16 protein-coding genes are annotated in these 16,909 nt (G+C 70.0%); 7 read left to right on the forward strand and 9 right to left on the reverse strand.

Going from position 1 to position 16,909, the window contains the following annotated elements; all coding sequences use genetic code 11:
• Window positions 1-4: 4 nt before the first annotated feature.
• From WFM69_RS14430 to mtrA, 3 genes are read right to left on the reverse strand one after another with little or no spacing between them, the layout of a single operon-like run.
• Window positions 5-1,723 carry an LpqB family beta-propeller domain-containing protein gene (locus WFM69_RS14430; protein ID WP_337005833.1) on the reverse strand — a complete coding sequence of 573 codons (1,719 nt, stop codon included), beginning with the start codon at window positions 1,721-1,723 and terminating at the stop codon, window positions 5-7.
• Window positions 1,720-3,405, reverse strand: a complete 1,686-nt coding sequence (gene mtrB / locus WFM69_RS14435) for an MtrAB system histidine kinase MtrB (RefSeq protein ID WP_337005835.1) — start codon at window positions 3,403-3,405, stop codon at window positions 1,720-1,722. The genes WFM69_RS14430 and mtrB overlap by 4 nt, the downstream gene beginning before the upstream one ends.
• Before the next feature lie 7 nt (window positions 3,406-3,412).
• Complete coding sequence (gene mtrA / locus WFM69_RS14440; RefSeq protein WP_017831103.1) at window positions 3,413-4,093, reverse strand: MtrAB system response regulator MtrA; 681 nt, start codon at window positions 4,091-4,093, stop codon at window positions 3,413-3,415.
• A gap of 96 nt (window positions 4,094-4,189) precedes the next feature.
• Between mtrA and WFM69_RS14445 the strand changes: the two genes are divergently transcribed.
• From WFM69_RS14445 to WFM69_RS14465, 5 genes are all read left to right on the forward strand, one after another.
• Complete coding sequence (locus WFM69_RS14445; RefSeq protein WP_337005837.1) at window positions 4,190-5,638, forward strand: hypothetical protein; 1,449 nt, start codon at window positions 4,190-4,192, stop codon at window positions 5,636-5,638.
• A complete protein-coding gene (locus WFM69_RS14450; protein ID WP_337005839.1) occupies window positions 5,635-6,276 on the forward strand; it encodes a DUF4129 domain-containing protein in 642 nt (213 codons plus the stop codon). Before WFM69_RS14445 ends, WFM69_RS14450 begins: the two co-directional genes overlap by 4 nt.
• Window positions 6,273-7,463: a DUF4350 domain-containing protein gene (locus WFM69_RS14455; protein WP_337005841.1), complete on the forward strand. Its 1,191-nt coding sequence runs from the start codon at window positions 6,273-6,275 to the stop codon at window positions 7,461-7,463. The genes WFM69_RS14450 and WFM69_RS14455 overlap by 4 nt, the downstream gene beginning before the upstream one ends.
• 96 nt (window positions 7,464-7,559) lie before the next feature.
• Entirely contained in the window at window positions 7,560-8,483 is a 924-nt protein-coding gene (locus tag WFM69_RS14460; protein WP_337006045.1) for an AAA family ATPase, read from the forward strand.
• Complete coding sequence (locus WFM69_RS14465; protein WP_337005843.1) at window positions 8,484-9,791, forward strand: DUF58 domain-containing protein; 1,308 nt, start codon at window positions 8,484-8,486, stop codon at window positions 9,789-9,791.
• 45 nt (window positions 9,792-9,836) lie between these two features.
• On the opposite strand, the gene WFM69_RS14470 is transcribed toward WFM69_RS14465, so the two are convergent.
• Complete coding sequence (locus WFM69_RS14470) at window positions 9,837-10,829, reverse strand: stage II sporulation protein M (RefSeq protein ID WP_337006047.1); 993 nt, start codon at window positions 10,827-10,829, stop codon at window positions 9,837-9,839.
• 16 nt (window positions 10,830-10,845) lie between these two features.
• Here WFM69_RS14470 and WFM69_RS14475 point away from each other — a divergent pair, with 16 nt between their 5' ends.
• A complete protein-coding gene (locus tag WFM69_RS14475; RefSeq protein ID WP_337005845.1) occupies window positions 10,846-11,655 on the forward strand; it encodes an RDD family protein in 810 nt (269 codons plus the stop codon).
• Window positions 11,656-11,678: 23 nt separating this feature from the next.
• Here WFM69_RS14475 and ahcY read toward each other — a convergent pair whose 3' ends face one another.
• The 5 genes from ahcY to WFM69_RS14500 all read right to left on the reverse strand — a co-directional run bounded on the left by ahcY (window position 11,679) and on the right by WFM69_RS14500 (window position 16,387).
• On the reverse strand, window positions 11,679-13,124 hold the full coding sequence (ahcY, locus tag WFM69_RS14480; RefSeq protein WP_337005847.1) for an adenosylhomocysteinase: 1,446 nt from the start codon (window positions 13,122-13,124) through the stop codon (window positions 11,679-11,681).
• Window positions 13,125-13,162: 38 nt separating this feature from the next.
• Window positions 13,163-14,377, reverse strand: coding sequence for an ABC transporter permease (locus tag WFM69_RS14485; protein ID WP_337005849.1), 1,215 nt, complete (start codon window positions 14,375-14,377; stop codon window positions 13,163-13,165).
• Window positions 14,374-15,156 carry an ABC transporter ATP-binding protein gene (locus tag WFM69_RS14490; protein ID WP_337005851.1) on the reverse strand — a complete coding sequence of 261 codons (783 nt, stop codon included), beginning with the start codon at window positions 15,154-15,156 and terminating at the stop codon, window positions 14,374-14,376. The genes WFM69_RS14485 and WFM69_RS14490 overlap by 4 nt, the downstream gene beginning before the upstream one ends.
• Window positions 15,153-16,079 (reverse strand): efflux RND transporter periplasmic adaptor subunit, encoded by a 927-nt coding sequence (locus WFM69_RS14495; protein WP_337005853.1) that lies wholly within the window; start codon window positions 16,077-16,079, stop codon window positions 15,153-15,155. Before WFM69_RS14495 ends, WFM69_RS14490 begins: the two co-directional genes overlap by 4 nt.
• Before the next feature lie 101 nt (window positions 16,080-16,180).
• Window positions 16,181-16,387 carry a DUF3499 family protein gene (locus WFM69_RS14500; RefSeq protein ID WP_021199833.1) on the reverse strand — a complete coding sequence of 69 codons (207 nt, stop codon included), beginning with the start codon at window positions 16,385-16,387 and terminating at the stop codon, window positions 16,181-16,183.
• Between the two features lie 78 nt (window positions 16,388-16,465).
• Here WFM69_RS14500 and WFM69_RS14505 point away from each other — a divergent pair, with 78 nt between their 5' ends.
• Window positions 16,466-16,894 (forward strand): hypothetical protein, encoded by a 429-nt coding sequence (locus tag WFM69_RS14505; protein ID WP_337005855.1) that lies wholly within the window; start codon window positions 16,466-16,468, stop codon window positions 16,892-16,894.
• Window positions 16,895-16,909: the final 15 nt, after the last annotated feature.

The raw sequence follows: 16,909 nt of genomic DNA on the forward strand, positions 1-16,909 counted from the left end.
AAGATCACTCCCCCGCACGGGTCGCGAGCACGGCGACGCCCGAGGCGACCTCGCGCCACGCCGAACCCGCGTGCGCGAACAGCTCCCCGTTCGCCCCGAGGAGGCGAACACCGGGGATGGTTCTCGCGCCCGCGGCGGAGATCGAGTCGCTCGGCGCGGCCTCGGCCGTGCCGGGTCCGCCGACCGTCTGCGTCAGGACGCTCGGGCTCGTCGGATCGGACAGGACCACCAGCTTGTCGACACCCACCCAGGACAGCCCGATCGCCGGCGCGGCGAGCTGCGTCAGCTGCTTGATGTCGCCCAGCTCGATCGGAACGTTGGCGGCGTCACGGACCACGGCGGCCACGACCACCCAGGTCTGCTTGCCCACGGTCACGACAGCAGCGACTCTGGCACCGTCTGCGGCGACGCGAAGATCGGAGATCGCGGACGCCGTGGGCCAGGCGTTGCTGATCTGGTGCGGCGCTGCATCGCTTCCCGAGGCCTGGAGTGCGGAAGGATCCCCTCCCGGCACGGACCACGTGTAGCCGTAGGGATCGAGGGACGGCTCGATGAGACCGGGCCTCGCATCCAGCTCGCTGAGGCTGCGTTCACCGACCAGGTACACATGCTGATCGGCCAGCTTCACGGCGGCATGCGAATCGTCGCCGGCGACGTCGATCGAGACGATGGGCTGGGGGATTCCGGCGATCGCGGTGCTGATGCCCGCGATCGGCGAGATCTCGTCGCCGACGATGCGACCGAACGCGCCGTCCTGCAGCACCAGGGTGCCGACGCTCGAAGACGGTTCGACGACATCCACGACGCCGGCGTCGAGGGCGCGACCGTCGACGGTGAAACGCACCTGCGTCACGGCGATGCCCGCCGCCTTGAGCGTCGCCTGCAGCTGGGTGCGCATACGCGACAGCGTGATCTCGTCCAACCCGAGCGCCGGACGTGTGAGCGCGACCTCCGCCACCTGACCGACGATCGGGACCGCATCCTGCGCCAGCTGCACGTCGGTGGGGAACGCGGTCTGCACCGCAGGATCGAGCCACTCGCTGGGGGCTCCGCCGATCAGCATCTGCGTCACGGTCGTCGCGGGACTCTGCCTGCGCGGGAACCACCGCACATCCGGCACCAGCCGCGTCCAGCTGAGGTCGAAGTACTGCAGCTGGTACCCCTCGAACACGCTCGTGAACCGGGGCTCGTCGATCACGATCCCGTCCGGCGCCTGCGTGATCCGCCACTCGCCGTTTCCCATGCGCTGCACGGTGAACGGGACGGGCGAGGCCCCGAGTGCCTCCGCGTAGGCACCGGTCTCGTCGACGCTCGCGACCAGATCGAGGAGCACCTGCACCTCGGCGGTGTCCGCCGTGTCGACCTCCTCGCTCGGCACCGACGACGTGATGGTCCGGGAATCGGTTCCGACGTCGATCGACACTCCGACCGCAGGACGCCAGCTCCGCTGCAGCGGCGGCGCCAGGAACTCGCGCGCGGTGTCCCAGTTGTCCGAAGTCGTGATCCCGGCCTCCAGGAAGCCCTCCACGATCTCCTCCGGCCCCGCACCGGCGACCGGCCCGGAAGCGACCGGGAGGAAACTCACATCCTGCGGGGACTCGCCGAGCTTCAATCCGACGGCGACACCGCCACTGGTCGGCAGGCCGGCGCAGGCGGGAAGGAGAAGTGCGGCGAGCGCCAGCGCGACACCGCGCAGCAGGGTGGTCGAACGCGTGCGACTCATGATCGGTCCTCCTCGCCGAGCACCTCGGCCTGCAGGTCGGCCAGCGAGATGGGCTGCGTCGCGTCTCCGAGCTCTGCGAACGGCTCCTGGGGTTCGACCGGAATCGGACTCGGACCGTCCAGCTCGCCATCGTGACGGGGAATCGTGAGCACGAAGTTCGACCCGACGCCGAGCTCCGACCAGACGGCGAGCGTGCCGCCGTGAAGCGTGGCATCCCCCAACGCGATCGAGAGCCCGAGGCCCGTCCCGCCGATGGTGCGCTGACGCGAAGGGTCCGCACGCCAGAACCGGTCGAACACCCGCTCCGCGTCCGCCGGTTCCATGCCGAGTCCGAAGTCGCGCACGCCCGCCGCGACCGCGTGCTGATTGCTGTCGACGGTGATGACGACGGGGCGTCCCTCGCCGTGCTCGATCGCATTGCCGATCAGGTTGCGCAGCACGCGCCGCACCCGCCGCGGATCCAGGTCCACGGGCGAGTATCCCCCGGGTGCGACGAGACGGAGCTCCGTGCCACGGCCGTCGGCGAGCGGCTGCATCTGCTCGATGATGTCCTCTGCGAGGTGGGCGAGACTCGTCGCCTCCAGTTCGAGCTGCACGGAACCCGCGTCGTAGCGACTGATCTCGAGCAGATCGGACAGCAGCGTCTCGAACCGCTGCACCTGGGTGTGCAGGAGCTCGGCCGTGCGGGCGGTCGTCGGATCGAACTCCGCCCGTTGATCGTTGAGCATGTCCGCCGCGAGTCGGATGGTCGTCAGCGGTGTCCGCAGCTCGTGCGACACATCCGACACGAACCGCTGCTGCACCATGGACAGCTCGCCGAGCTCCTTGATCTGCGACTCGATGCTGTCGGCCATCGCGTTGAACGAGCGCCCGAGAACGGCGAGCTCGTCCTCGCCGTGCACCTCCAGCCGCACTTCGAGGTCTCCCGCCGCGAGCCGCGCGCTCGTCTCGGCCGCCTGCACGATCGGGGTCGACACCGTGCGCAGCACGATCCACGAGATCGCGGCGACGATGGCCACGAGACCTATGCCGGCGATCCACAGCGTGCGCTGCACGAACAGGAGGGTCTGATCAGCGTCGCCCAGGTCATAGGCGAAGTAGATCTCGAACGGACCGGCCTCGGGAACCTGGAGCTGCTGCCCCACGACGATGCCGGGCACCACGCCACCGTCTTCCACGGGGAGCGCGACGGACTGCCAGGCCTGTCGGTCATCGAGCTCGACGACACGGGCGCGAAGCTCCGGGCTCAGCAGATTCGCCGTCAGCCCACCGGCGGTGAACCCGTTGAGACGGACACCGTCCGAGGACGAATCGATCTTGAACCCGGCGAGCTGATCGGTGCTCGACGTGCGCGCCAACGTATCCCTGATGCCGTTCCAGAGCGTGGTGAGCGCTGCCGGGTCGTCCCCCACCTCGGCCACGTCCAGGATGCGCTGCGCCTGATCGACGGCGCGCTGCGCGTCTTCGAGCGCGACCGTCTTGCGGGAGAGGAACAGATCGTTCTGGATCGCGAGCGCCATCGTCACGCACGTGATGAGGATCGCGAGCGATGTCGCGACGAGGGTGATCGTGAGCGTGCGGAACCGCAGCGAACGGCGCCACAGCGAAGAGAGCATGGCAGGCCAGCCACGCCAGTCGCGCAGGACAGCGACCGTCGCAGTGGTCGCTGTCGTCGCGGCCATCGTGCTCCTAGCCCACGCTCCCGGCGCGGTAGCCCACGCCACGCACCGTCATGACGATCTTCGGGTTGTCCGGATCCAGCTCGACCTTCGCGCGCAGGCGCTGCACGTGCACGTTGACCAGGCGCGTGTCCGCCTTGTAGTGGTAGCCCCAGACCTGCTCGAGGAGCATCTCGCGCGAGAACACCTGCTGCGGCTTCGAGGCGAGTGCGACCAGCAGCTGGAACTCCAGAGGGGTGAGCGCGATCGGCGCCGTGCCCCGACGCACCTCATGCGCATCGACATCGACGGTCAGATCGCCCACCCGCAGCTGCTCGCTGGTGGCCTGCGGGGTCGGACGGAGCCTCGTCCGGATGCGCGCGACGAGCTCCTTCGGGTTGAACGGCTTGACCATGTAGTCGTCCGCACCGACTTCGAGCCCGCGGACCACATCGGCGGTGTCGCTGCGCGCGGTGAGCATGATGATCGGAACGCCGGACTCGGCGCGGATACGGGTGCAGATCTCGATGCCGTCCATGCCGGGGAGCATGAGATCGAGCAGCACGAGATCCGGCCGCTGCGTGCGCCATTCATCGACGGCCCGCGCACCGTCTGCGCAGAACACCGGCTCGAAGCCCTCCGTGCGCAGCACGATCCCGATCATCTCGGCGAGCGCGGTGTCGTCGTCGACCACGAGAATGCGTGAGGTCATAACAGTTACCTTATGGCACCGAGTCCCGCCGACCCCAGGTCTGCGCTCCACGTGCCGGATATGACACGATGGGAGCGCGCGAGGAGGGGAGTGCCCGTGAGTGGCCAGACATGGACGCCTGCACCGAAGAAGGGGATCATCCCTCTTCATCCGTTGACGTTCGGGATGCTGCTGGGCAAGGCCTTCGCCGCCCTCCGACACAACCCGAAGGTGTTGTTCGGCTTCGCCGTCGGCATCCAGTTCGTCGTCGTGATCATCACGGCGCTCCTGATGGGCCTCGTGTTCTTCACGACGTTCTCACGCGTGATGACGCTCTCGCCGTCATCGCCGGACTATGAGGCCGTGGTGGCCGGGACGTTCGCGATCAACCTGATCGCCGGGCTCGTCGTCGGACTCGCCTCCGTCGCCTTCACCGCGATGATGCAGGGCGTCGTCGCGGCCGAGGTCGGCTACGCCGCGGTCGGCGTGAAGGCGTCTTTGCGGATGCTGTGGCGGCGGATGGCCCCCGCGTTCTGGCGCCTCGTCGGCTTCTCCGCCCTCGCCCTCGTGGCGGTGTTCGTGCTGTTCGCGATCGTCGGGGTGATCCTCGTCGGCCTCGTCGCGGGCGGGGGCGGCAGCGGCGAGCTCATCGGCGTCGCCGTGCTCGTCGTGTTCCTGTTCGGCCTGGGCTGCATCCCGCTCGGACTCTGGCTCGTCACGAAGCTGCTCCTCGTCCCCTCGATCCTCGTCCTCGAGCACGCCCGTCTGCGCGACGCCATCGTGCGCTCCTGGCGCCTGACACGGGGGCGCTTCTGGGTGGCGCTGGGTGTGACCGTGCTGATCTACGTGATGATGTGGGTCGCCGCGCAGGTCGTGAGCGTCCCCTTCGCCCTCTTCAGCTCGCTGCTGTTCCCGGTGATCGCTCCCACCGGATCCGACGACCCGGCCGCGATCATCGGTTTCCTCGTGACGACGCTGGCCTCGCAGATCGTGCTGCTGGTCATCCAGGCGATCACCCTCGTCGTGCAGAGCACCGGCTCCGCTCTCATCTACCTCGACTGCCGCATGCGCTACGAAGGACTGGATCAGACACTCATCGCCTATGTGGAGCGTCGCGACCTCGGCTGGACGGACGAGCAGCAGGACGACCCGTTCCGCGTCGACCCCGCTCGCGCCGTCACATCCGCGCCCCCGCCCCGGCAGGTACCCGAGTACGTGATGGCGACGCAGGGCTACGCCTACCCGCAGTACGGTGCGCCGTCGCCCGCCGGGCAGCAGTATCCCCCGCAGCAGCCGTACCAGGGACAGGCATACCCGCAGGCCTATCCGGCGCAGCCGTATCCGCCCCAGCCGTACCCCGGGCAGGCATACCCCGCGCAGCCGTATCCCGCGCATGCCGCTCCCGTGCAGGGCGCCGCCTCTCCGCAACCGGCACCGTCGACGGCTCAGCCCACCGCGGCGTTCCCGCCGCCTCCGCCCCCAGCCACGACATCTCGGGCCGTGCCCCCGTCTGCTCCTGCTCCCGACGGCGGATGGTCTGCCCCCGGCGCCGATGACCCGGCATGATCCGACGGTTCGACGATCTGTTCGTCCCTGACGGGGACGAGGCCCGCCGCTGGGCCGAGGAGGAGCTCGCGAAGCCCCGATATGCCGAAGCGAAGCCGACGTGGTTCGACCTCCTGGCCCGTGACATCGCACGATTCCTCGGAGACCTCTTCTCGGCCCAGAACGGCGGAAACGTCGGCCCGATCGCCCTCATCGTCGTCAGCGCGATCATCGTGGCGGCACTCGTGGTGGCACTCATCGTCTGGGGACGGCCACGTCGCTCGCGCGCGATCCGGCGGGCCGGGGCCGGCCTGCTCGGGGCGACCGACGATCGCAGCGCCGCCCAGCTGCGGTCCGACGCCGACCGCGCGGCTCGCGACGGCGATTGGGACACGGCGACCGTGTTGCGGTACCGCGCCCTCGCGCGGAGCCTGCTGGAGCGCGACCTGATCGACCCCGCCCCCGGCGCCACTGCACAGTCGATCGCCCGCGAGGCGAGCACGGTGTTCCCGGACGAGGCGGCGTCGACGCGCCGTGCCGCGACCGCGTTCGACGACGTCCGCTACCTCGGTCATGCAGCGACGGAGGGCAGCTACCGGGAGCTCGCGGACACCGATGAGCGACTGCGGACGCGTCATCCCGAGGCGGTGCCGGCGTGACCCTGATCGACGAAGGGACTCCCCTCCCCTCCACGGCCGAGCGCCCCCCGAGCCGCCTCAAGCCCGTGATCGGCTGGCTGGTCGTCGTCGCGCTCGTCATCGGGCTCGCCTTCGTGGCCATGGCCGTCGCCGCGAACGCACCCGGCCAGTACCGCGCCCTGGATCCCGAGGCCCCGAACAGCGCCGGCACGCTCGCGCTCGCGGAGATCCTGCGAGACCAGGGCGTCGACGTCATGATCGAGCGGTCGCGGGACGAGGCACGCGCGGCGATCGACGATCGCACCACGCTCGTCATGCCGAATCCGGCCACGTTGACGGATGACGCGCTGGAGGCATTGATGGAGCCTGCCTCGCGTATCGTCTTCCTGTCCACGAGCACGCATCTGCTCGGCGTCCTCGGGATCGGCGCGAACGCCTCGATCCCGCTGTCGACGGTCGGTCCGGAATGCGCGGTCCCCGAGTTCGCCGACGTGGGAGAGATCCAGCCCGACCGGCTGTTCACCCCCGCGGACGGGGTCGAGGCGTGCTTCGGCAGCGCCGATGGTGCCGCCGTCCTCGTCGACGACGACCGGAACGGCGCGCACGTCTCGGTCGTCGAGGGAGCGCGGCTGTTCAGCAACGAGTACCTCGCCGAGAACGGCAACGCGGCCCTCGCGCTCGCTCTGCTCGGACAGACGGACCGCGTGGTCTGGTACGTGCCCTCGTTGGCCGACTCCGATATCGAAGCGCAGCCCGTGGACACCCTCGGCAGCCTCACTCCTCCGTGGGTCACGCCCGCGATCCTCCTGCTGCTGCTGGCGGGCATCGCGACCGCGATCTGGCGCGGCCAGCGCTTCGGTCCGCTCGTCGCCGAGACGCTCCCGGTGACCGTGCGCACCTCCGAGACCATGCACGGCCGAGCGCGCCTGACGGCGAAGGCCGCGGATGCTCCACACGCCGGGCTGGCGCTCCGCGAGAGCGCTCAACGTCGCCTCGCCCGCCGGCTCGGTCTCGCCGTGCATGCCGGGGCGGACGAGGTCGCCGACGCCGCCTCCGATCGCCTGCGCATCCCCCGCGGCACCCTGCAGACGCTGTTGTCCGGGCCGCTGCCCGCCGACGATGCCGCCCTGATCGACCTCGCCCGGCGCCTCGACGAGCTCGAGGTCGCCGTGGACGAGAGCGTCCGCACCGCGAAGGGCGATCGATGACCGCCCACACAGAACCGTCCACCATCCCAGAGAAGCCGAGGGAATCACGTGACCGTTGAGAACCATCCCACCGACGACGCGGCGCTTCGTCAGGCCATGCACCGCGTGCGCACCGAGGTCGACAAGGCGGTCGTCGGCCAGGCCGGCACCGTCACCGGACTCCTGGTGGCGCTGCTCGCGCGGGGGCATGTACTGCTGGAAGGCGTGCCCGGGGTCGCGAAGACCCTGGTGGTCCGCTCGTTCGCCCGAGCACTCGGCCTCGACACGAAGCGCGTGCAGTTCACACCGGACCTGATGCCCGGCGATGTCACCGGGTCGCTCGTGTACGACGCACGCACGGGCGAATTCGACTTCCGCGCGGGCCCGGTGTTCACGAACATCCTCCTCGCGGACGAGATCAACCGCACACCTCCGAAGACGCAGGCGGCACTGCTCGAGGCGATGGAGGAGCGCCAGGTCTCCGCCGACGGGGTGAGCCGTCCGCTCCCCGACCCCTTCCTCGTCGCTGCGACCCAGAACCCGATCGAGCACGAGGGCACGTATTCGCTGCCCGAGGCGCAGCTCGACCGCTTCCTCATGAAGCTCGTCGTCGGGATGCCCGAGCGCGATGCCGAAGTGTCAGTGCTGCGTCGCCACGCCGAGGGTTTCTCGCCGCGCGAGCTGACGGGCGTCGAGGCCGTGGTCACCGTGGACGAGATCCGCGCGGCCCAGCAGGCGGCGGCCGCGGTCAAGGTGACCGACGACGTGCTCGGGTACGTCGTCGACCTCGCGCGCGCGACCCGCCAATCCCCCTCGGTCGAACTCGGTGCGAGCCCGCGCGCCTCGACCGGTCTGCTCGCCGCGGCGAAGGCCTGGGCGTGGCTCAACGCGTCGACGGCGGTCACGCCCGACCACGTGCAGACGATGCTGGTGCCCGTGTGGCGTCACCGCCTCCAGCTCCGTCCGGACGCGCAGATGGAGGGCGTCTCGGCCGATGCCGTGCTCACCTCGGTCGTGCAGCAGACCAGGGTGCCGATCTAGGTGTTCGTCACCGGTCGCCTCGCCGTCGCCCTCGCCCTCGGCGTCATCCCGCTCGTGCTCGCCGGGCTCGCGGGCTATCCGGCGTACCCGGTGCTCGGCGCGTGGATCGGGCTGTGCCTGCTGCTGGTGGCTGTCGACATCGCTCTCGCCGCCAGTCCCCGCACGGTGACGGTGAGCCGCAGGGTGCCGACGCGAGCACGCCTGGGCGAGCAGGTGCCGGTGAGCGTCGCCGTGCACAACCACGGCGGCAGGACGTTGCGCGCCGTGCTCCGCGACGCGTGGCAGCCCACCGCGGGCGCCCCCGCGGAGCGGCGGGAACTCGAAGTCTCCCCCGGCGAGCGCGGCCGCGTGTCCATTCCACTCCTCCCCCGCCGTCGCGGGGAGCTGGTGAGCGAGTTCGTGATGATCCGCTCACGCGGCCCGCTCGGCATCGCCGGCAGACAGGCACGCCATTCCGTCCGTGGAGCGATCCGCGTGCTCCCCGCGTTCTCGTCCCGCAAGCACCTCCCGTCGCGCCTGGCTCGGCTGCGCGAGCTGGACGGAAACACCAGCATCCAGGTGCGCGGCCAGGGCACCGAATTCGATTCGCTCCGCGAGTACGTCCGCGGCGACGACGTGCGCTCGATCGACTGGCGCGCGACGGCGCGCGCCGGCACGACGATGCTGCGGACGTGGCGGCCGGAGCGCGACCGTCACGTGGTCATCATCATCGACACCGGACGCACGTCAGCGGCGCGGGTCGGCGACGGCACGCGCGTCGACGCCTCCCTCGAAGCAGCACTCCTGCTCGCCGCTCTCGCCTCGCGCGCCGGCGATCACGTGCACCTCCTGATGTACGACCGCGTGGTGCGTGGCCGCGTCACCGGAGTGGATGGTGCCGCGCTGCTGCCCGCGCTGACGGATGCCATGGCTCCGGTGCACGGGCGGCTGGTCGACACGGATTGGAGCGGGGCGTTCGCGGCCGTGCGCACGCTCACCACGCGGCCCTCGCTGATCGTCGCGCTGACCGCGCAGGACGCCGCCGAGTCCGCTCGCGGATTCCTCGGCGCCTTCCCGAACGCCTCCCGTGCGACCACCGTGCTGGTCGGTTCCGTCACCGACGACGGGATCACCGCACTCGCACGACGGCGCGGCTCGCGGGAAGAGGTGTACCTCGCGGCGGCGGCCGAGCGGACCCTGCGCGATGCGGAGACCGTCGCCGATGCGATCCGCCGCGCAGGTGGCGAGGCGATCGCCGCCGACCCGGAAGCGCTTCCCCCTCGCATCGCCGACCGCTACCTCGAGCTGAAGGCCGCCGGTCGGCTCTGAGCCCGCCCCGCGGGTCCGGTCAGCGAGCGATCACGCGCACGTCCGTCAGCCGGCGACGAGTCGCGGCGTGCCGGCCTCGTACTCCACGAGGTCACCGGTCTCGCCTTGGCGGCGTGCGCGCCCGCCGACCACGAGCATGTAGATCAGGAACACCGCCAGCGCGGCGGCGCCGATGCCGATCTTCACCGGCCAGGGCAACGCCCAGCCGGTCACGAAGCCCTCGACCAGTCCGGCGAGGAACAGCGCGAACACGAGCCCGATCGCGACCGTCGCCAAAGCTCTGCCCTCTTCCGCCAGCGCCTCGCCACGCGAGCGGTGCCCTGGCGCGACCCACGCCCAGAAGACGTGCAGGCCGGCGGCCGCAGCGACGAAGATGCACGTCATCTCGAGCATGCCGTGCGGGAGGATGTAGAGCACCATGACGTCGGCCTTGTCGTGCGCCGCCATGACGGCACCGGCCGTGCCGAGTCCCATCGCGTTCTGCACGAGCATGTAGACCGGCCAGATGCCGGTGACGCCGAACAGCACGCACTGCATGGCGATCCAGGCGTTGTTGGTCCACACCATGCCCATGAAGTCGGCGGCCGAGTTCTCGGTGTAGTACCCCGTGAAGCTCTCGTCCGCATACTGCTGGAGCGCGGCCGGTGAGCCGAGCGTCGCCACGAGCGCCGGGTCACTCGCGATCCAGGCGGCCGTGCCGACCGCTACGGCGATGAACGAGACCGCGATCACCAGAGTCGTCCAGCGCAGACGGTAGAGCGCAGCCGGGAGCTGCAGGCGGAAGAACCGCCCGATCTGGGTGAGGATGCTGTCGGAGGCGCCGGTGAGACGGAGCCGCGCACGGACCAGGATCGTGGACAGATACGCACCCTGCGGAGAGTCGCCGACAGAGGTCTTCAGATCGGCGAGGTCGGCCGATGCGGCACGGTAGCGGACGATCAGCTCGTCCACGCCGTCGCCGTCGAGCCGGGCGCGGCTGAGCTGGTCCAACCGCTCCCATTCGGCGCGGCGTGCATCAGTCAGCGCATCGGCATCCACCTGATTTACTGTACTCATGTCCGTCCCGATCGACGTCTCCGACGAGGTGCTCTCCGGAGAAGCCGTCGCGCTCGATGTGCAGCCGGTCGGCTTCCTGCTCCGGGCACTCGGCGCCGCGATCGACATGCTGCTCGGATACGCGGTCTTCCTCCTCTGGTTGTTCCTCTCGCTCTGGCTCACGGGTGCAGGCGTGCTCAACGACGCGACCAGCCGCATCCTCCTGGTCGCCTCGCTCGTGGTCAGCTTCGTCGTGCTGCCGATCGCCGTGGAGGTCGCGCTGAAGGGGCGCAGTCTCGGCAAGCTCGCCGTCGGAGGGCGGATCGTGCGCGTGGACGGCGGTGCGACCGGGTTCCGACATGCATTCATCCGCGCGCTCTTGGGTGTGCTCGAGATCTACATGACCTTCGGCGGACTCGCCGTGCTCGTCGGCGCGTTCAACGCACGGTCGCAGCGGCTCGGAGACCTGGTCGCGGGCACCTACAGTCAGCGTGTGCGCACCCCTGCGCTCGTGTCGCATGAGCCGATGCTCCCTCCGGCGCTCGCGGGGTGGGCGCAGATCGCCGATGTGGCGCGCCTGCCCGACCGACTCGCGCGCCGCATCGCGCAGTTCCTGCAGACCGCGCCGCTGATGGTGCCGGCCGCACGGGCGCGCGTCGCCCACGACCTGCTGACGGAGGCTTCGCCGTTCGTCTCCCCGCTGCCTCCAGTGCCCGCGGAGCAGGTGCTGGTCGGCATCTCGGTGCTCCGCCGGGAGCGCGAGCGCCGGGCGCTGGAGAGCGCCGACCGTCGGGCCGAACGACTCACCGGTCGGCGACTCGGTCTCTGACTCGGCCCCGACGGGCGCGCGGGTCAGTAGCGGTAGTGGTCGAGCTTGTACGGCCCGTCGACCGGAACGCCGATGTAACTCGCCTGCGCGTCGCTGAGCGTCGTGAGCTGCACGCCCAATGCGTCGAGGTGGAGACGCGCGACTTTCTCGTCCAGCACTTTGGGGAGCACGTGCACCCCCGTCGGGTATGCCTCGATGTTCGTGAACAGTTCGAGCTGCGCTAGCACCTGATTGGTGAACGACGCGCTCATCACGAACGAAGGGTGACCCGTGGCGTTGCCGAGGTTCATCAGGCGCCCCTCGCTGAGCACCAGGACGCTGCGTCCGCTCGGCAGCCGCCACTCGTGCACCTGGGGCTTGATCTCGACCTTCTCCGCACCGTCCAGTGCCTCGAGGCCGGCCATGTCGATCTCGTTGTCGAAGTGGCCCACGTTCGCGACGATCGCGAGGTGCTTCAGTGCCAGCAGGTGCTCGGTCGTGACCACATCGCGATTGCCCGTTCCGGTCACGACGATGTCGACCTCGCCCGCGACGTCGAGCAGGCGCGCCACCTGGAACCCGTCCATCGCGGCCTGCAGCGCGCAGATCGGGTCGACCTCGCTCACGATCACCCGCGCGCCCTGACCACGCAGCGCCTCCGCCGCCCCCTTGCCGACATCGCCGTAGCCGCAGACGAAGGCGACCTTGCCGCCGATCAGCACGTCGGTGGCGCGGTTGAGGCCGTCGGGAAGCGAGTGGCGGATGCCGTACTTGTTGTCGAACTTGCTCTTGGTGACGGAGTCGTTCACGTTGATCGCGGGGAAGAGCAGTTCTCCCGCGGCGGCGAGCTCGTAGAGGCGATGCACGCCCGTCGTGGTCTCCTCTGTGACGCCGATCAGACCCGCGGCGACCTTCGTCCAGCGATCGGGCGCTGCGGCGAGTGAGGAACGCAGCAGCTTGAGGATGATCGTGTACTCGTGCGCATCCTCCGCGGTCGCGGCGGGGACGGCCCCGGCCCTCTCGAACTCCACCCCCTTGTGCACGAGCAGCGTCGCATCGCCGCCGTCGTCGAGGATGAGGTTCGGCCCGTCGAAACCCGACGACGACCAGTCGAAGATGCGGTCGGTGCACGCCCAGTACTCGTCGAGCGTCTCGCCCTTCCACGCGAACACGGGGACACCTGCGGGGGCATCGACCGTGCCGGTGGGGCCAACGACGACCGCAGCGGCGGCCTCGTCTTGCGTGGAGAAGATGTTGCAGCTGGCCCACCGCACCTGTGCGCCGAGCGCGACGAGCGTCTCGATCAGCACCGCGGTCTGCACGGTCATGTGCAGCGAACCCGCGATCCTCGCACCCCTGAGCGGCTGAGCGGGGCCGAACTCCGCCCGCAGCGCCATGAGCCCCGGCATCTCGTTCTCCGCGAGCCGCAGCTGGTGACGGCCGGCTTCGGCGAGAGACAGGTCGGCGACGCGGTACTCGAGCTCAGACATGCCCACATTGTTCCACCCTGTCGCGGCCTGTGGGCATGTCAGAAGCGGATCGCGTCGATCACCTTCACCCGCAGCGCGACGAGAGCCGGGATGAAGCCGGACACGGCCCCGACGATCACCGAGGCGACGAGTCCGACGAGTGCGGCCCGCATCGGGAACGGCGGGATGTCCTGGATCCCGTAGAACAACGAGGTGACGACCCACTCGGACCGCAGCACGGCCACGACGATCGCGATGCCGATGACGCCCGCGACGGTGGTGGCGACCAGACTCTCCAGGAACACGGAGAAGAACACCCGACCGGAACTCGCACCGAACGCGCGTCGGACGCCGATCTCGCGGACCCGCTGGCGCATCGCGACGAGCTGGATGTTGATCAGACTGAGCGCGCCGAGAGCGAGGATCATCGCAGCGATACCGCCCGTGATCATCTCGAACGTGGCCTGCGCGTCCAGCGCCCCCGGCTGCGCGGCCCAGTCCGAGCGACTCACCGACACCGTCTGCCCCTCCGGCAGCCCGGCGCGCAGGTCCATCGCCAGCACCGGAGCGATCTGGTCGACCTGCCCGGTGCCCATCCAGATCTCGTACTGCGTCCAGGCGTCCTGCGGCAGGGCATCGACGCGAGAACGGTAGGCGTCGTAGAGCAGGTCGACGCGCAGTTCCTCGTCGCCCATCCCCTGTCGCGGCGTGATGCCGATCACCTGGTAGGTGCCCCCGGCGGGACCGCTGAGCGTGAGCGTCGGATGCTGCTGCAGGGGCACACGACCGGTGCGCTCCCAGAGCGCTTCACTAATCACCGCCGGTGGCGCCATCGCCTCCCCGTCGGTATCCACGAACCAACGTCCCTCGAGCAGCTGCGCGCGGTGGATCTCCGCGTAGGCGGGGTCCATCAGTCGTGCCGACAGCGGCGTGATCCCCTCCGGGAGCTGCACGTCCAGCATCAGCCCCTGGGCGATGCGCGCCGTGTGGCTGAAGCCGAAGCGCTCCGACACGCGGCCGAACCGTTCGTCGAACTCGTCGGCGTCGACCGGCGTGCCGTCGTCGCTGCTGACGGACACGACGACAGTGGCTGCACGTCCACCCCAGCGGTCGGACTGCTCGGCCTGGTACTGACGCTGATACTCGGAGATCGCGACCACCGCGGTCAGCGCACCGACCGAGACGGCGATGCCGATCAGGCTGAGCAGCACACGCAGCTTGTGCACCCGGATCTCCGCCCACGCGTCGGAGAGCGCGCCGAGGAACCCCGTCACGGGATGACCTCCGTCGGTGTGGGACCTGCGGGTGACGATGGGACAAGCGACGACGGGACCGAGGCCGCGAGGGTCGACGCCTCGAACGCGCGGCTGAGGTCCGCGGCCTCGAGGCGTCCGGCATCCAGGCGGTAGTGTCGGCGCGCGCGAGCCGCGACGTGCAGGTCGTGCGTGATCGTGACCAGGGCGGCCTCCGTCTCGGTCGCCACTTCGTCGAGGAGCGACATGACGGAGGCCCCCGTGTCGATGTCGAGGGCACCGGTCGGCTCGTCCGCGAGGATCAGCACGGGCTTGCGCACGAGGGCGCGGGCGATCGCCACCCGCTGCTGCTCGCCGCCCGAGAGCTTGTCGGCGATCTGGTCCACGCGGTGACCGAGGCCGACGCGCTCCAGCATGTCCGCCGCGATCTGACGACGGTTCCAGAACATCCGGCCCCTGGCGTGACCGAGCGGCATCATCACGTTGTCGATCGCCGTGCGACCGGGCAGGAGGTTGAACTGCTGGAAGACGAAGCCGACGTTGTCGCCCCGCAGCCGGTCCAGCCGCCCGGACCGCATCCGCCGCACCTCGCGCCCTTCGAACGAGACCGTTCCCGATGTCGGTGCGTCCAGCATCCCGAGGATGTTGAGCAGAGTCGACTTGCCCGACCCGGATCGGCCGACGATCGAGACATGATCACCGGCTCCCACCTCGAGGGTGATGCCGCGGAGGATCTCGAGCCGGGAGTCGTCGGCCAGGAGGACGCTCTTGGAGACATCCTCGAGAGCGACGAGGCTCACCAGCTCATCCCGCTGTCACACTGCTCCACGCCCGGCGACACCTCGTAGCAGAACTCCTCGACGGGGGCGACGAATCCGGGGACGAATTGACGGATGCTCTCGCCCTCGGCGAGACCGTCGACGACCTCGACCATCACACCGTCGTTGACGCCGAGCGTCACGGCGCGCTCCTCCGGGTCGGAGCCGTCACCGGCGTCGACCCACACGTTGCCGGTACCCGCGCCGCCCTTGACGGCGGTGACCGGGATCACGAGCGCGTCGTCGACCTGACCGAGGGCGAGGTCCATGGTGGCGGGGAGTCCGGCGAACACGGTCTGGTCGGCCGGGATCGCGCAGCGCACGCTCGCCGTGCCTTCGGTGCTGACCTGCACGCCCACGCCGGTGCAGGCGAACGGCGCCGGCCCCCCGGAGATGGTCACGGTCGCCTCGGTCGGCGCGTTCACCAGCCGATAGAGCTGCACCGGATCGACTGTGGCGAGCAGGTGATACCGCGCGGGCGTCAACTTGTAGGTCTCGGTGCCGACGGTGGTCGGCTGCCCCTTGACGAGGGCGAGCTCGGACACGTCGCCGGCTTCGGGCGCCACGACGTCGATGTCCTTGCGCGGCTCCTCCTGGCGCACCGTGAACAGCTTCTGTCCCGCGGCCACGGCCGCCCCCTCGCCCACGTGCACGGCGATGACGGTGCCGTTGAGTTCGCTGCGCACGGCGTAGCTGTCGTCACGCGCGACGTTCCCGCTCAGCGACAGTGCGTTCACGATCGATCCGCGCTCCACCGCGACCACCGGATCGGTGACCCCGGCCTCCGGCATCACCATGCTCTCCGCACGGTCGGGGAAGAAGGCGATCTTCACGAGCGCAGCGGCGCACGCACCGAAGATCAGGACGAGAAGCAGGGGGAAGATCCAGCGACGCCAGACGATCACGAGTGCCTTTCCGGCCGCGCCGCCCTGGCACGCCTGCGGTCAGCGTATACAGACACCGAGATATCGACACGCGAGAGGCACCGCGTGTCGAGCAAAGCCGATCAGGCGCGCAGAGCCTCGTGGCGGACGACGAGCCAGCCCGCAGGAACCGAGAGTCGATCCGCATGCGGTGAGCACAGATCGTGTGCCTGGGGGTCGTTGGCCGCACCGAGCGGACCGAGGGCAGCCATCTGGTCGCCGTAGTCGTAGGTGAGCGTGGCGACGGCTTCTCGCGCGCAGCCGACCTTCGAGCAGAGTCTTCCGTCCATCCCCGCCAGCGTACGACCGGCGATGGCCGGCGGCTCGGATGCCGCGCCGCAGACACGGGCACCGCCTAGACTTTCGTCATGCCTCGTCGCCGTGCCGCTCATGCCTCCGCCGCTCCTCGGCGCGGGGCCCGGCACGGACGACACGGTCGGCTCGGTCGCAGCGAGGTCGTGCGCCCGCCGCTCGCCCCCCTCGACGGGCGACTCGACAGATTCGACCTGACCGTGGGCACCGCGGTGGAGTTCCTCCGCGGCACCTGGCCGGAGCTGCAGGACGTGAGGTTCGAGATCGGTGCGATCCCGGGCTTCGACGCGACCGACGACGTTCCGCGCTGGTACCTGGACCGGGAGAACCAGCGCATCGTGCTGTTCCGCCTCCCGATCGAGCGCCTCCTGCCCCCGGGCCACGACGACGCCGCGCACCGGAAGATGGCGATCGAGAGCGCGGTCTTCCGAGCCGCCGCCGAATACGTGGGCCGCGAGCCCTGGGACCTCGGGCACGACCACTGAACCGAGCGACCTGCT

It is taken from the genome of Microbacterium sp. LB12 (assembly GCF_037150835.1).
GTDB lineage: Bacteria > Actinomycetota > Actinomycetes > Actinomycetales > Microbacteriaceae > Microbacterium.

Coding starts and splice junctions, on each gene's coding strand:
- WFM69_RS14500 (WP_021199833.1), bottom strand. CDS start 16,387: ATGGACGGAAGACTCTGCTCGAAGGTCGGCTGCGCGCGAGAAGCCGTC.
- WFM69_RS14450 (WP_337005839.1), top strand. CDS start 5,635: ATGATCCGACGGTTCGACGATCTGTTCGTCCCTGACGGGGACGAGGCC.
- WFM69_RS14430 (WP_337005833.1), bottom strand. CDS start 1,723: ATGAGTCGCACGCGTTCGACCACCCTGCTGCGCGGTGTCGCGCTGGCG.
- mtrA (WP_017831103.1), bottom strand. CDS start 4,093: ATGACCTCACGCATTCTCGTGGTCGACGACGACACCGCGCTCGCCGAG.
- ahcY (WP_337005847.1), bottom strand. CDS start 13,124: ATGTCTGAGCTCGAGTACCGCGTCGCCGACCTGTCTCTCGCCGAAGCC.
- WFM69_RS14460 (WP_337006045.1), top strand. CDS start 7,560: ATGCACCGCGTGCGCACCGAGGTCGACAAGGCGGTCGTCGGCCAGGCC.
- WFM69_RS14475 (WP_337005845.1), top strand. CDS start 10,846: ATGTCCGTCCCGATCGACGTCTCCGACGAGGTGCTCTCCGGAGAAGCC.
- mtrB (WP_337005835.1), bottom strand. CDS start 3,405: ATGGCCGCGACGACAGCGACCACTGCGACGGTCGCTGTCCTGCGCGAC.
- WFM69_RS14505 (WP_337005855.1), top strand. CDS start 16,466: ATGCCTCGTCGCCGTGCCGCTCATGCCTCCGCCGCTCCTCGGCGCGGG.